Raw genomic sequence first — 14218 nt, 5'->3', positions numbered from 1 at the left:
CCCGGTCGGGACGCCTCCGAGGACGGCGAACGCGTGCAGGTGGCCCTCGATGAACGCCTCCTGTCCCTGCGAGGCGAATACCCGGTGCACGGCCTTGCCGGAGTAGGACAACCGGAGTGTGAACAGGAAACACTTGGTCATCACGCCGGCCAGGCGGACCCAGACATCACCGAAATCGACCTCGGCCTCTGCCCCTGGAAGATGTGTCTGCAACACGAACGCGGTCTCCAATCCACGACCTGCTTCGGCTGCGATCTGAGGCCGCCGCAGGGCCACGTAGTCACGAACCGTCGAGTAGGACAGGTCGACAACGCCGTGTTCGTCGACCAGCCGGGCCAGGACCCGCCGGGCCGTATGACGCTGCTTGCGAGGAGCGTCGAGGTCGGCTTGCAGCATCGCGTCGATCAACCTCTTCAACGGATCGAGCCGCGCCGAGCGTCGCACCGGCGTCTTGCGGGGCAACGGATCCGCGTTGTCCAAGGCCTGGCGAACGGTGCGTCGATGCACTCCATGCCGTTCGGCTAACGCCCTGATCGACAAGCTGTCGACCCGCCGGTCACGGCGAATCGCCTCGAACAACTCCACCTTGGACGACCCCAACGGGCCTCCTCGGCAGGTGTCGCGACGATCTTCCCATCCCCAACAAAAGGTGGGGCCACATCAAGCCGTCACAACCATCCGCCCGAACACCAGGTGGGGCCAGATCAAGCCGTCAGGGTGGGGCCGAACGAACCTGTCACAGCCACGATGGTGTGCGGCACGCATTCCCCGCAGCGGCCAACCTGGCCGACGTGGGCGAGGAAGCGATCCGCGAGCTCGGGTTCAGCCGCCAGAAGGCGCGGGCGATCCAGCAGCTCGCCGTCCATGTCGTCGACACGAGTGTGGATCTGGAGCGGCTTGAGGGCTTGAACAACGACCAGGCTGTCGCCGCGCTGTCGCGCGTGCACGGCATCGGCCGGTGGTCCGCGGAGTATGTACTGCTGCGAGGACTCGGAAGGCTGGACACCTTCCCGGGCGACGACGTCGGGGCGCAGAACAACCTGCAACGATTGTTCCACCTCGCCGGCAAGCCGACCTACGATCGTATCCAGCAGTTGACATCTCCGTGGCGTCCCTACGAGGGCCTCGTCTACTTTCACCTGCTACTGGACAAACTGCGCGCGAACGGCGCGCTATGACCCCTGCCGCCACCCAGCTGACCAGCCGAGACTGCTGACTGCCGCGGCCGTCGTGTCCTACTTCGTCGGTGAGCACACCGACGCCCGTGGTCATCGGGGTCATGCTCACGATCAGTGTGGGACGGGGGTTCGCCAATGAGTACCGCGCCGAGTGGGCCGGGGCAGCGTTGCACGACAACGTCCGGCACCGGAGGTGGCGGTCCGCAGCAGGATCGCCGGCAGCATCGACGTGGTGCAGGACGAAAATCCCTACACGATCGCGGTTCCCGGGCGGGCAACAGCGCCGCCCCGGCCAGGTTTCCAGGTTTGAGGCTGGCGGTCGGCGCATTCGTCGGAACATCGATGCGGGGCGAGACCAAAGTCATCCGGCGGTGATCACCTCACGCAGTCCATCCACTGCCCGAACGGGGGATCCTGGCGACGGCATGTCCCAGCGACCGTCGGGCCTTCGGGTCCCATCGCCGTGACACCGCTCATAAAGATGACTTTGAGAGTCCTCTTATCGGTAGGGTCGGTTCGTGCGGCTCAACAGATCCACGGACATCAGTCTTCGCATCCTCATGCTCAGCGCGGTGCGCGACGACCGGCTGACCATCGACGAGCTGGCCGAGGTGCTCGCGGTGCCGCGGCACCACCTGGCCAAGGTGGTGCAGCGACTGCAGCATCTGGGGCTGCTGGAGACCGTTCGGGGCCGCAGCGGCGGGGTGCGCCTCGCCGGCATCGCGCACACCGCGTCGATCGGCGGGCTAGTCCGGAAGCTGGAGGGCGATACCGAGGTCGTCGACTGCGAGGGCGAGCAGGCCTGCCCGCTGAGCCGGGACTGTCTGCTGCGCGGGGCGCTGCGCCGCGCCCAAGAGGCGTTCTACGCCACACTCGACCCGATCACCGTCGGCGATCTGATCGCCCCGCCCGCCCGGCAAGTACTGCTCAGTCTCGGCCGGCGCTGACCGTTCCATCCGTCACCAGGAGAAACCGATGCTCTCTGCCACCAGCGCCCCGGTCATCGAGGCCACCCTGCCGGTCGTCGGCAAGCACCTCGACCAGATCTCCGGCACCTTCTACGAGACGATGCTCGACGAGAATCCGGAGTTGCTCGACCTGTTCAGCCGTAGTGCGCAGGCCACCGGTGAGCAACGCAGCGCCCTGGCCGGCGCGGTCGCGGCCTTCGCCGCGCACCTGGTCGGCGCGGGCCCGAAGAGCGTGGTCTTCGACCACATCGTGGAGCGCATTGCGCAGCGGCACTGCGCGCTGGGCATCCGCCCGGAGCAGTACACGATGGTCGGTCGCTACCTGATGGGCGCGGTCGGCGCGACGCTGGGCGACGCGGTCACCCCCGCGGTGGCCGCCGCCTGGGACGAGGTCTACTGGCTCTTCGCCGCTCGGCTTATCGGCCGCGAGGCCCGTCTGTATGCCGAAGCCGGGGTGGATGGCGCCGACCCGTGGCGCGACTACCTGGTAGCGAAGAAGATCGCCGAAGCGCACGACACGATGTCGTTCATCCTGACCCCCGTCGACGGGCTCCCGGCCCCCGCTTTCCTGCCGGGCCAGTATGTGACCGTCGCCGCCGACTTGCCGGACGGCAGCCGCCAACTGCGGCAGTACTCGCTCTCCCAGGCGGCCACCGGCGGCACCCTGCGGATCACGGTGCGGAGGGTACGCGGCAGCGATGGCGCCCCGGACGGCGTGGTTTCGACCTTCCTGCACGACCAGGTCGACGCCGGCGACCGGCTGCGGCTGAGCCACCCGTACGGCGACCTCACCCTGCGCGACAGCGCGGCGCCGCTCGTCCTGGTCAGCGCCGGGGTGGGCATCACCCCGATGGCCGCGATCCTGGACCACGTGGCCCGTACCCAGCCGACCCGGCAGGTCACGATCGTGCACGCCGACCGCAGCGCCGACCGCCACCCGCTGCGCCTGGAAATGACCGGCCACGGCTCGCGGCTGACGTCTTGCACCACCTTCGTCTGGTACGAGCAGGCGAGCGACGTCCCGGACGCGTACCACGGTTTCGTCGACACCGACGTCATCCCGCTGCACCCCGGCTCCGAGGTCTACCTGTGCGGCCCGGTGCCGTTCATGCAGAGCGTCCGGGCTGGGCTGCACCGCCGCGGGATCAGCGATGGCCAGATCCGCTACGAGGTCTTCGGCTCCGAACAGTGGCGCGCCACGCCGAAGCGCGCGACCGCCCAATTGGCTACCACGGCCTGAACGCGCCGAACTCACGGGTGGAGCGGGTCGGCGGCGTAGCCGCAGTTCCGGCCCGCTCGGACTACGCGATGGCCGACAGCGCAGCCCAGCTGGCGAAGCCGAGCAGGGCCAGCCCGGCCCCCGCCCCCGTGATGGCACTCGTGACGACGGCGGTAGTTCGGGAGAGGAGGACGGCTCCGACCGCGACACCAGTCAACAGCGCCCCCAGCGCCACCAGGGACCGGCTTTTCAGGACCGGTGACATCGGCCAGAAGTGCACGCCTACCACCAGGCAGACCACGCGGCGATGTGCTCGCCGCCTCCGCAGAGGGCGATCACGGCGGCGCCTACCGCGGCGATGCCGAACTCGACGCCGACGAAGATGGCGTACCGGCGCATGGCACCCGGTTCACCCAGCGCCGAACCACCTGAGCAATTCCGCCACACGTACACCGCACCGACCACGGCGACGATCAAACTCAGCACCGCGCCCACGATCAGCGGTGACCGCCACCCGGCGGAGGCTTCTCCTGCGCCCACCCGAACCAGCAGGACGCGAAGAAACCAAGGACCAGAGCGGACATCGCGCCGTCGCGTGCGTACTGCATCGCAGGATCTCCCATCGGTCGCCTTCGTAACGGTTGAGCGGGACGGGCGAACTCGAGCTACCGCTGAACCCGGCTGCCCACGTACGCAACTCGAGTGAAACGCGTCGAGGGCCAAGAGATCTGGTGTCGACGAGTGGCGACACCCCCGGTGCGCGTGGGATCAGAGCTGGTCCGAGGGCACCGCGGAGGTGTCGATCACCTGCGTGACAGCAAGCCGCGGTGTTCGCGGTGGCGGCCCGTGCTGTTCCGGATCGGCGATCCCCAGCCGCAGAGCGAGGTACGGGTGGCCGAGGCCGGCGAGCAGGTGCCGCAGGGTGTGCCAGGTGGCGGCGACCTCGACGACACCGTTGAGCGGTACCACTGACACGCCGATGGTGGTGGCGGTCAACCAGGCCGCCGACAGTGCCTCTCCGGCACGCAGCCAGTCCTGCGGTCCGTCACCGTCGCCGAACAGCAGCGCGTAGACCGCGGCTCGGTCGTGCCCGGCGCCGACCGGCAGCGTCCCGGGCCGGCCGAAGTCGCGGCTGGGCACGGTGGTCTGCGTGGGGTGCTCGGGCAGCACACTGTCGGGGAGGCCGGCGCCCGACAGCCGGGCACGGCCGGTCCAGTAGGTCAGTTCCGCGGCGATCTGCGGGTCGCCGGCTTCCACCGTCGCGGCCCGGCCTGCCGCGGAACCCAGCTCCGCCACGTTGTCGGAGGAGAGGATGTGCAGGCTGCCTTCCGCGCAGGCCGCGGCCGCGATAGCCCGCAACCCCACCTCGGGTATGGACCGCTCGCTCACCGGCCGCCGGTCGGTGTGCCGGATGCGTATCGCGTGCGCCAGGCGCAGGGCCTCCATCGTCACCGGCGTCCGGCCGTGCATCACGAGCGTGGCCAGCAGGTCCGGATCGTTTGCTTCCGGTAGCCGGGCCACGTGCGCCGACCAGCCGTCAGCGGCGAGTGCGATCCGGGCGTGGTGCAGCGCGGCCCCGCAGCTGAGCATCAGCTGCCGGCCCTGAGGGTCTCCGGCCGTCAGCTGGCGGCTGCGGGTGGCGAACAGGTCCAGTCGTTCCGGGTGTACCCGCCACAGCCACGGTTGGGTGTTGAGGATCGACGGCGCGTTCCCGGCCGCGGTAGCGGCGTCGGTGAACGCGACAGCGGGCGGCCGGTCGACCGCCGTCGCCTCGTGTCTCATGCTCGGGCCCCCTGAGCGTCCGTATGCGGCGGACCGCCGACGTTCACCCGGCGGCGGCGTGGGGTCGAACCAGGCGCCTCCGGCGCCGGGTCACGGGCTGTTCGGGCGCCGCGTAGAAGGTCACTCAGGACGGCTGCCTGGCTGTGCTCGACGTCTCGGGTGGCCGTCAGCAGCGTGACGGTCCTCGTGCGGGTCAGTTCCCGGAGCCGGTCGATGGCGGCTGCTGGTCGGGCGTCGCGGAGTTCGACCAGGTAGCGGTCCCGGAACTCGGTGAACCGTTCCGGTCGGTGGCCGTACCAGCGGCGCAGCGGCGTGGACGGCGCGATGTCCTTCACCCACTCATCGAGATGGACCGCAGCCTTGGTCAGACCGCGTGGCCACACCCGGTCGACCAGCACCCGGGCGCCGTCATCGGGTGAGGGATCATCGTAGACCCGGCGGAGCCTTACCTGCCTTTTCATGGATCCTCCTCGATGGGGATCGCTCGCGGATTGCCACACGGACCGCGGTGCGAGGTGTCGTCGCAATGCTCGCGCCATGCCCTCATCGCGGGACAGGTGTGTGGCCAGCACCTACCGCGGTGACAGATTGCCGGGTCCCGGCAACGCCGGGCGCCATGGTTGCCCTACCCCGGCATCAGCTCGACCTGGTGGTGTCTCACCGGAAGGGGCCAGGCGGAGGCCGATCACCGCGGCGGGGGATCGGTCCGGCGGCTCCGCGCGAAACGCGAGCGATGATCGGGTGCGAGTTCCGTGTGCCGGCCACGTCCACGGGGCGTCGGCAGACCCGACGAGGGCTGGCCGGCCAGAGGTTGACGGGATTGGTGGTGTAGGCGACCGTCCGATTCGCTGGCCCGCGCCGCGGTGTCGTGAGCGCCGTAGTGCCGAGCATCGGCAAGTTGCGGCACCCGACCTGACCGGCGGCGGCACCTGTGCCGGACCGGACCGACGGCAATCATTGATGGTGATCGAGGCGATGTCGGCTCGATAACAGAGTGGTCCGGCCGGCGGTCGTCGCTGCAGGTCAGTGTCCATCAACAGGGCAGAACGAGGGCCACGTGGCCACGATCCAACAGTTCCATGCCGCGCAGCCCCGTCACCCGTCACCGCATCGATACTTGAGGAGTCGCAGATGAGTATTGCCCAACGAACCGCAGAAACGACCTGGGAAGGCTCGTTGACCGCCGGCGGCGGAGTGATCCGCTCGGGGAGCGACGCACTCGACGGGCTGGACGTGACCTGGGCGGCGCGCACGGAGACGCCCGGCGGCAAGACCAGTCCCGAGGAATTGGTTGGCGCCGCTCACTCGTCCTGCTTCGCGATGGCACTCACGCTGCTGCTCGGCAAGGCCCACACGCCACCGGATCGCCTCAACGTCGCGGCAACGGTGACCCTGGACGACGTCGACGGCGTACCGACCATCGTGTCCTCCACGCTGCGCGTGGACGGCTGGGTGCCCGGGCTCGACGCGGCAGGCTTTCAGAAGGTAGTGGACGAGGCGGCCGCATTGTGCCCCGTCTCACGGCTGTTCGCCGGTGCTCGGATCAGCGTCGAAGCCACCCTGCAGCCGAGCTGATTCACGCCAGTCACCCAGGCGGCGGCGAACCACCTCGACATGATTGGCCGTGCGGGCGGCGGACCTGGTTAGGCCGAACCCGTTGTCGGGGTCGCATCCCGGGCGGTGGCACTGAGGGCCGGGTGCTGAGGGTCCCGTGCTTGCGGACGGTCGGCAACCACGCGCCTTGGTGTTGACCGGTGCGGCCCGCTGCCATCGCGTTCAGGGCGGCACAGGCTGGACAGACGGTGGTTGTTCTGGAACGAGCCGGGAGGCCGACGGTGATAAGTCACATCCTGACCCTGGCAGCGGGCCGCGTGCGGCCGCCCCGAGGAACGGTGTTCGACCGTCCGGTTGCCCCGGGACGCGCCGGTCGCATCCGACATCGACCGGCGATCATGACAGTGGCGGGACTCGGCTGTGGAACGTCGAGCACGGTGTCCACGCCGCGCCCACTCGCCGTCTATGCGCTGAGCCGGCAGCCCTTCACCGCGGGTGGAAGTCACCGTAGATGGCCACCGCGCCCCGTGGCAGTGCCACACCCACCCAGCCGGTCTGGCGGTGGTTGGCATCCGTAGCCGCTACTCGAGCTGTGAAAGGACCATTGAGGTGACCAGCACCGTGCAGGATCCGATCGACCTGCTCCGCACCAGCTTGGAGGAGCAGTTCCAACGGAGCACCGACCAACTCGCCGAGCTCACCGTGCGCAGCCGGCAGCGGAGCCGCGGCGGCTACGACCACGACACTCTCGCCGCGCTCATCGCGTCGGCCCGCCAGGCGGTGTCCGACACCGCTCACGCGCTGCGTCGCATGGCCGAGGGCAGCTACGGCAGCTGCGAACGCTGCACGGCCGACATTGCGCTGCAACGACTGGAGATCCTGCCGCATGCCCGGTTCTGCGTGCCGTGCCAGCGCAGGCAGACCGGCTGACACCACCGGCACCGACGACGAGTGCCACCGCACGACGATGCACGCGACAGGACATCGGCACACCGCCCGGAGGCCTTCATGCGTTTCTCGTTGACTCGACATCACCGTGACGACGGCCTGGTCACGCTTGCCCTCGCCGGCGACGTGGACATGGGCGCCGTCGACGCGCTGGTATCAGCCCTTCAGGACACCCTGCAGACGCCGGACCGGATCGCCGTGGTCGTCGACCTGGCCCGGGTGACGTTCCTGGACTGCGCCGGTATCGGCGCGCTGGTGGTCGGCCGCAACACCGCCGTCAGCCGGGGACACCGCTACACGGTGGTCAACCCGCAGCGTCAAGTCCGCCGCGTCCTGGAACTCACCGGCGTCTTCACCGCCCTCACCGGGCGGCACCCGCAGCCGGCACCGGAGACCACCCGAGCAGCGCGGTCACGCCGATCCCGGCGCCACCGCGACGACCGGCGGGGTGCGGCGACACCGTCGACCGCCGGTGTTGACGCCTTGCCGCACGGATAGGAGCTGGTGATGGAGAAATGGTCGTTGACGGCGCTCGCCGATGGACTGCTGAGCCGCGCGCTCAACGCGTCGAGCCGCCGCAACATGCGCACCATTGATGGCGGACGTCCGCACCTGCTCTACCAAAGCGTGATCGCGTTGGCCTGCGGCCAACGGATCGAGGAGCACGACCACCCGGGCGAGGCGACCGTGCAGGTGCTACGCGGGCGGGTGCGGGTCACGGCCGGCGACGACACCACCGACGTATCGACCGGTCAGCTACTCATCGTGCCCGACGTTCGACACTCGGTGACAGCCCTGGAGGACGCGGCCCTGCTGCTCACCGTCGCCAAACGAACGATACCGACTCCGGCTAACCGGATGAACCCCGACCTGCCCGATTCCTACCAGCGTCATCACCAGCGCGGGCGCCGCCGCTGGCCCGTGAACGCACCGCTGCCCTAGCCACCGAAGACCGAGCCACGACGACGCATCGCAAGGAGAGAAGTCGATGAAAGACCCACACGTGTTCGTGATCGTCGGGGCAGGGCTGGCCGGGGCGAAGGCCGCGCAGACGCTGCGGGAGACCGGCTTCGGCGGCGAGATCGTGCTGCTCGGTGAAGAACCCGAACGGCCCTATGAGCGGCCGCCGCTGTCCAAGAAAGCTCGGTTCCTGCCGGATCTGGCCGCCGGCCGCAAACTCGCCGGGTTCGCCCTGACCGAACCCGGCGCCAAGATCGCCGGCAGCGAGTTCTACTGGTACGCCGCCAACCGGGTCTTCCAACTGCTCGGCGGACAGGCCTACATGGCCGACTCCCGGCAGCCAAGGCGCTACGCGACAGCCGGATCTTCCCCATCTTCGAAGGCTCCAACGACGTCCTCGACCGCGGCGGCTACACCCCACGGCTGCCCTGACACACGTCACATACCAACCGTTGGCTGGGGAACCAACGGCGGCCTCGAACCCGTCGCGTCGGGCGGCACGACGCAAACCGCAACCCTTCAAGGCGCCCGGGAGTCGCTCGCCCAGCAACCGGTGGCGACGACCACCGTCGGACATCGTTCGTCGCAACGAAACACCCACAACCGTTGCCCGATCTGGAGGCAGAGATGAGACATCCCGACATCGTCGTCGGCAGCGACGGCTCCGAGCAGAGCAGGACCGCAGTGCGATGGGCAGCCGCCGAGGCCCGCCTCCACGGCGTCCCATTGAAGATCCTCACCGCCTACACGTGGAACGGGCCGGCCGAAGCGTTCGACGGCGTGGCAGAACTGCCGGACGCCATCGCGCAGCAGTTCGATCAGATGGCAGCCGCGGCCGCCGCCGAGGCCCGCACCTGCGAACCGGGCATCGAGGTCTCCGGCGCCGCGGTGATCGGCGACCCGATCTCCATCCTGCTGGACGCTGCTCGCAGCGCGGCGATGCTCGTGGTCGGCAACCGCGGACGCGGCGGCTTCGCCAGCCTGCTGCTCGGCTCGGTCAGCCAGCAGGTCGTCACCCACGCGACCTGTCCCGTCGTGGTCGTCCGTGGCGGCCGACGCGAAACCCCATCCGGTCCGATCACGGTCGGCGTCGACGGCTCGGCCTCGGCGCAGCGCGCCCTCGCACTGGGATTCGACCAGGCGCAGCGGCGCGGTTGCGGGCTGCTCGCCGTTCGCAGCTACCCGGTGCCGACGCCACCGTACGAAATGGGTGTGCCACCGTTGCCCTACGACCCGGACGCGGCCTCGCGAGACGCGGCCCGCGACCTCGAAGCGACACTCGCGCCGTGGCGGGACAAGTACCCCGCAGTGCGGGTGAAGACCCTCATCGGCCCCGGTAGCCCGGCGAAGAATTTGATCGACGTGTCCCGCGAGGCGACTCTGCTGATCGTCGGCAGCCGCGGCCACGGCGCGTTGGTCGGCAGCCTGCTCGGATCGGTCGGTCAGCAGCTACTGCACCACGCCGACTGCCCGGTGATGATCGTCCACCCTAAACAGGCGACCTGACGAGGCCCGGGAACAGGCTGGGGGCAGACAACGCCAGCGTGTGGCCCGCACGATTGCCGCATGCACCCCGATTCCACCTGGATGAGGAGCAAAGAAATGACCATTACCGTACAGCCGAGTTCAGGATCGATGTCCGAGACGCCCACCACCCGGATCCTGGTGGGCTACGACGGATCACAATCGGCCAGCGCGGCCATCGAGATCGGCGCCGCTCTGCTCCCTGAGGCGGAGGCCTGGATCGGTCACCTCTGGACACCACCGTTCGCGAGCGAGCCGTTGCGTCAGCGGCTATGGAAAGGCGCCGCCGCCGTCAACGAGTTCGTCGACGCTATCGAGCGGGAAGGCGCCGGCGAGGCACATCGCCTCGCCGCGATGGGCGCCACCCTCGCCGTCGCCGCCGACTGGGACGCGCACACGTTGGTCGAACGCACCTACGGCGGCGAGGGCGTGCACCTCACCCAGGTCGCGGAGAAACTCGACCCCGACCTGATCGTGGTCGGTTCCCGCGGGCTGGGCGGCGCCAAAGCCGTCCTGGGCAGCGTCTCCGACATGGTTGTGCACTACGCCGCACGCCCCGTGCTCGTCCTCCCCCACCCACTGCTCATGGCGGAGCGGGCGGACGTGACCGACGGCCCGATCATCATCGGATGGGACGGCTCCGCCGGCGCACAGGCGGCACTCGCCGCGGTGGCACGGCTGTTCCCCACGCGAACCGTGGAGCTAGCCAGCGTCAATCAGGGCGACCAGCACACGCCGTCCGCCGGCAGCCATGACGTGATCCCGCTCGCGGCGCACGGGCGCCACGCCACGGCGGCGCGCGCCGTGGCCGAAACGCTGGCCGGCCACGCGCGGCACCGGCGGGCGGCGCTGGTGGTGGTGGGCTCACGCGGAAGATCTGCGGTCCGCGAAGCCCTGCTCGGCAGTGTGGCCGTGGCGACCGTGCACCACGCGCACCGGCCGATCATGGTCGTGCCTCACGTCACGTCGCCGGATGTGTCGTGAGACGGCGATGCCATGAGTCGAGGGCTCGTCCGGCGGGCTGCCGAGGCTCGGGCAGTACCGGCCCGAGGGGTACGACGGCGCCGACGTCGACCTGCTCGCCGTAGAGCAGCACCGGCAACCGGGCATCGGAGCCGTCGCGCAGTGCGAAGCTGGACGATGTCGTGGTCGGCGTCGACGCGCAGGCGCAGGCCGCTGTGCCGGATCCGGAACCTCAGCCGGGTGACGCCGGCGGGCAGCCGCGGCGCCAAGGCCAGCACGCCGGGATGCTGGCGCAGCCCGCCAAGTCCTCGACGACGGCCGACGACCCGCAGTCGCCTTCCACACAGGCATCACCGGCGACCTGCCGTTAGAGGTCGACCGTCCGGGCGACGACGGCATTGAGGTGCAGCGCCGCGGCGCCGGCCGGCCAATACGCCGAGCATTCCTCGCCGCGGATGGTCCGCCAGGGGAACGCCGCCCCGGACAGTCCGAGCGTGCGGGCCCTTCGCCGCGCCAGGCCGAGAGCGCTGCGCCGCCGGCGCAGCGTGTCGGCAGCGGCCCGCGGCCTGATCGGGGAGCGCCTGCGGCGAGCGGTCGCGCTCCACCCGTACCCGAGATATATGACGACATGTAGTTGCTGGCCAGCACGTAAGACGGTGACCACGGTGGTGCGGGCCAGCCCTCGCGGACGTCGGCTTCTTCGTCGTAGTCGCCCCGCCGCGGTGATCTCGTGGTCCATGCCGGCCGCGATCAGCACGCCGCTGGCCCGGTGCGGTGCAGCGGCACCGTGCCGTGCTGCTCGGGTGTCCTGTTCCACGGCGGCCAGGGGCCGTCCAAAACTGCGGCGACGCGGGGATCGCCGGAGGTCTGCGGCTGGGCCTCGTTGGCGACCAGGCCCGACTGCACGGTGATCCGCAGATTCGAGTCAACGGCCTCGACCGTGTAGTCGATCGCGGCGACCGCCCGCTGGGTGAAGGACACCAGCGGGGTGCTGCCGATCCGCAACCCGCCCGCCGGCCGGCCGGTGACACCCGCAGCGGGCGCTGCTCGTAGACGCCGTTGAGATAACTGCCGGGATGCTGTGCGGTTCGCCCTCGTCGAGGTTGCCGCGCAGCCCGAGATGGCCGTTGGCGAGGGCGAACACCGACTCCGTCTGGGCCAGCAGTTTCGGGTTCCAGGCCGGCTCGCGGACTAGCCACGGCCCCACCGGGAAAGGGGCTCGCTGCTCATGCGGGAACCTCCGTGGTCTGCCGGCGTGCCTGCCGGGCCTGGCGGCGCAGGACGCCCTTGACCAGCTCACCGGCGATCAGGATGGTGGCGCCGACCGTGGCGCAGGTCAGCCACTGTCCGGACGTCAGATCGGTGGTGGTGAACGAGCCGTGCAGGACGTCCATCTCCACGAGCAGCACCAACAAGGCGACCACGGTCGCGGTGGCCACGAACGCCGACCGGTTTTCGAGGGTCTCACGGCGAAACGCGCTGCGGGTGTCGTGCCGGACGTTGAGTAGGTTGAACGCCTGGAAGAACACGAATGTCACGAACGCCATGGTGCCGGCGACGCTGGCCTGGCCGGCGGTGGTGGGGGCGGGTCCGGGGGCCCACGCCAGCACGGCGAGGGTGCCGGCGGCCATCACCGTGCTGGCCAGCCCGATCCGTAGCAGCCGCTGCCGGTTGAGGATCCGTTCGTGACGGGGTCGCGGCGGCCGGCTCATGGCGTCCGCGCTGACCGGTTCGACACCGAGTGACATCGCGGGTGGTCCGTCCATGACCAGATTGACGAACAGGATCTGCAGCGCGGTGAACGGGGCACCGCCGGCGATGCCGGTCAGCGACGCGATCAGGAACGTCGCGACGAAACTCAAAGCGGTGGAGACCTGGAAGCGGGTGAAGCTGACGATGTTCGCATACACGCCGCGGCCCTCGCGGACAGCGGCGACGATGGTGGCGAAGTTGTCGTCGGTGAGGACCATCGTCGCGGCTTCCTTGGTTACCTCCGTGCCGGTCAATCCCATCGCGACACCGATGTCGGCCTTGCGCAGCGCGGGGGCGTCGTTGACGCCGTCGCCGGTCATCGCGACCACGTCGCCGCGGTCCTGCAACACCCGCACGATCCGCATCTTGTGGCTGGGTGAGACCCGTGCGATCACCCCGATGTCGTCCAGCCGGCGGGCGAGGAGGGCGTCGTCGTCGATCGCGTCTAGGTCGGCCCCGGTCACCGCCTGCCCGGGGATGCCGAGTTCCCCGGCGATGGCCGCGGCCGTGACGGCGTGGTCGCCGGTGATCATCCGCACCCGGATGCCGGCGCTGCGGCACTCGGCGATGGCCTGGCGCGCCTCGGGACGCGGCGGATCGACGATACCGACGAGGGCGACGAGCACCACCCGGTCGAGCATGTCCTTCGGGTCTTCCACGGGGTCGAATCCCGCAGCCGGGAAGTCCTCCACGCCGATAGCCATCACCCGCATGCCCTGCGCGGCCAGTTCCCCGTTGACCCGCTCGTATCTGGCCTGTGCGGCGGCGTCGAATGCCACGATGGCGGACTCGCCCAGATAGCGGTCGGCGCGGGCGGATAGCACGTCCGGGGCGCCCTTGACGAAGCAGCGCACCACCTCCTCGTCCTGGTCGTCGGTCCAGTGGTGGAAGGTGGCCATGAACTTGTAGTCGGAGTCGAACGGGATCTCCAGGACCCGGGGACGTTCCGCGCGTAACGCCGCGACGTCGATGCCGCCCTTTTCCGCGAGGACCACCAGGGCGCCTTCGGTGGGGTCGCCGACCACGTCGCCGTCGCGCAGCACCGCGTCGCTGCATAACGCCATGGCGAGCAGCGCGTGGTTGAGCGTGTCCGGCAGCGGTGACCCGTCGGTCGTGCGGATCCGTCCGTCGGTCGCGTAGCCCTGGCCGGATGCTGTGAAGCGGCGGCCGGCGAGCAGCATCTCCCGGGCGGTCATCTGGTTGAGCGTCAGTGTGCCTGTCTTGTCGGTGCAGATCTGCGTGGTGTCGGGGTACTCGTTGGAGTGCAGAGGTGAGTACGGCTGATCTTGCAGAGGTCAGGTGTCGTGGTGGGCGCCTTGTTCGTCACGGTGGGTTGCGTTTTGCAGGCGCAGGCGGGTGAGGCCGAGCAT

General features: G+C 69.7%; 17 protein-coding genes and 1 pseudogene. 10 read left to right on the top strand and 8 right to left on the bottom strand.

What is annotated here, in order from left to right; genetic code table 11:
• On the bottom strand, nucleotides 1–600 hold a 600-nt coding region (locus DLJ59_RS33040; protein ID WP_208648917.1), incomplete at its 3' end, for a transposase.
• 152 nt (nucleotides 601–752) lie between these two features.
• Here DLJ59_RS33040 and DLJ59_RS33035 point away from each other — a divergent pair.
• From DLJ59_RS33035 to DLJ59_RS33025, 3 genes are all read left to right on the top strand, one after another.
• A complete protein-coding gene (locus DLJ59_RS33035; RefSeq protein ID WP_124778024.1) occupies nucleotides 753–1178 on the top strand; it encodes a DNA-3-methyladenine glycosylase family protein in 426 nt (141 codons plus the stop codon).
• Nucleotides 1179–1696: 518 nt separating this feature from the next.
• Nucleotides 1697–2125 (top strand): RrF2 family transcriptional regulator, encoded by a 429-nt coding sequence (locus DLJ59_RS33030; RefSeq protein ID WP_124778022.1) that lies wholly within the window; start codon nucleotides 1697–1699, stop codon nucleotides 2123–2125.
• Between the two features lie 28 nt (nucleotides 2126–2153).
• On the top strand, nucleotides 2154–3386 hold the full coding sequence (locus DLJ59_RS33025; RefSeq protein ID WP_124778020.1) for a globin domain-containing protein: 1233 nt from the start codon (nucleotides 2154–2156) through the stop codon (nucleotides 3384–3386).
• A 61-nt stretch (nucleotides 3387–3447) separates the two neighbouring features.
• Here DLJ59_RS33025 and DLJ59_RS33020 read toward each other — a convergent pair whose 3' ends face one another.
• From DLJ59_RS33020 to DLJ59_RS33005, 4 genes are all read right to left on the bottom strand, one after another.
• Complete coding sequence (locus DLJ59_RS33020; RefSeq protein ID WP_124778018.1) at nucleotides 3448–3645, bottom strand: hypothetical protein; 198 nt, start codon at nucleotides 3643–3645, stop codon at nucleotides 3448–3450.
• Between the two features lie 2 nt (nucleotides 3646–3647).
• Nucleotides 3648–3905, bottom strand: a complete 258-nt coding sequence (locus DLJ59_RS33015; RefSeq protein ID WP_124778016.1) for a hypothetical protein — start codon at nucleotides 3903–3905, stop codon at nucleotides 3648–3650.
• A 228-nt stretch (nucleotides 3906–4133) separates the two neighbouring features.
• Entirely contained in the window at nucleotides 4134–5147 is a 1014-nt protein-coding gene (locus tag DLJ59_RS33010; protein ID WP_124778014.1) for an Acg family FMN-binding oxidoreductase, read from the bottom strand.
• Nucleotides 5144–5608: a DUF488 domain-containing protein gene (locus DLJ59_RS33005; RefSeq protein WP_124778012.1), complete on the bottom strand. Its 465-nt coding sequence runs from the start codon at nucleotides 5606–5608 to the stop codon at nucleotides 5144–5146. Before DLJ59_RS33005 ends, DLJ59_RS33010 begins: the two co-directional genes overlap by 4 nt.
• A gap of 670 nt (nucleotides 5609–6278) precedes the next feature.
• Here DLJ59_RS33005 and DLJ59_RS33000 point away from each other — a divergent pair.
• The 7 genes from DLJ59_RS33000 to DLJ59_RS32970 all read left to right on the top strand — a co-directional run bounded on the left by DLJ59_RS33000 (nucleotide 6279) and on the right by DLJ59_RS32970 (nucleotide 11117).
• Nucleotides 6279–6722 (top strand): OsmC family peroxiredoxin, encoded by a 444-nt coding sequence (locus tag DLJ59_RS33000; RefSeq protein ID WP_124778010.1) that lies wholly within the window; start codon nucleotides 6279–6281, stop codon nucleotides 6720–6722.
• A gap of 588 nt (nucleotides 6723–7310) precedes the next feature.
• Nucleotides 7311–7631, top strand: a complete 321-nt coding sequence (locus tag DLJ59_RS32995; RefSeq protein WP_244236358.1) for a TraR/DksA family transcriptional regulator — start codon at nucleotides 7311–7313, stop codon at nucleotides 7629–7631.
• Between the two features lie 78 nt (nucleotides 7632–7709).
• Nucleotides 7710–8147 (top strand): STAS domain-containing protein, encoded by a 438-nt coding sequence (locus tag DLJ59_RS32990; RefSeq protein WP_124778008.1) that lies wholly within the window; start codon nucleotides 7710–7712, stop codon nucleotides 8145–8147.
• A gap of 9 nt (nucleotides 8148–8156) precedes the next feature.
• Entirely contained in the window at nucleotides 8157–8591 is a 435-nt protein-coding gene (locus tag DLJ59_RS32985) for a cupin domain-containing protein (protein WP_124778006.1), read from the top strand.
• A gap of 61 nt (nucleotides 8592–8652) precedes the next feature.
• Nucleotides 8653–9240 (top strand): FAD-dependent oxidoreductase, encoded by a 588-nt coding sequence (locus tag DLJ59_RS37990; protein ID WP_279635795.1) that lies wholly within the window; start codon nucleotides 8653–8655, stop codon nucleotides 9238–9240.
• Entirely contained in the window at nucleotides 9237–10115 is an 879-nt protein-coding gene (locus tag DLJ59_RS32975; protein ID WP_124778004.1) for a universal stress protein, read from the top strand. The genes DLJ59_RS37990 and DLJ59_RS32975 overlap by 4 nt, the downstream gene beginning before the upstream one ends.
• Before the next feature lie 96 nt (nucleotides 10116–10211).
• Nucleotides 10212–11117 carry a universal stress protein gene (locus DLJ59_RS32970; protein WP_244236357.1) on the top strand — a complete coding sequence of 302 codons (906 nt, stop codon included), beginning with the start codon at nucleotides 10212–10214 and terminating at the stop codon, nucleotides 11115–11117.
• Here the strand turns inward: DLJ59_RS32970 and DLJ59_RS38375 are convergent.
• The 3 genes and pseudogenes from DLJ59_RS38375 to DLJ59_RS32945 form a co-directional block, all read right to left on the bottom strand.
• Nucleotides 11090–11392 (bottom strand): glycosyl hydrolase family 65 domain-containing protein, encoded by a 303-nt coding sequence (locus DLJ59_RS38375; protein WP_425271478.1) that lies wholly within the window; start codon nucleotides 11390–11392, stop codon nucleotides 11090–11092. The two genes, DLJ59_RS32970 and DLJ59_RS38375, sit on opposite strands and share 28 nt — an antisense overlap.
• Before the next feature lie 80 nt (nucleotides 11393–11472).
• Nucleotides 11473–12303, bottom strand: a pseudogene (locus tag DLJ59_RS38405) (glycoside hydrolase family 65 protein); the annotation flags it as partial.
• A 19-nt stretch (nucleotides 12304–12322) separates the two neighbouring features.
• Nucleotides 12323–14044 (bottom strand): cation-translocating P-type ATPase, encoded by a 1722-nt coding sequence (locus DLJ59_RS32945; RefSeq protein ID WP_124777996.1) that lies wholly within the window; start codon nucleotides 14042–14044, stop codon nucleotides 12323–12325.
• Nucleotides 14045–14218 lie beyond the last annotated feature (174 nt).

The sequence above is a fragment of the Micromonospora inaquosa genome (assembly GCF_003857055.1).
In the GTDB taxonomy this organism is placed as follows: Bacteria; Actinomycetota; Actinomycetes; order Mycobacteriales; family Micromonosporaceae; genus Micromonospora; species Micromonospora inaquosa.
This window is presented reverse-complemented; position numbering and strand designations above follow the sequence as displayed.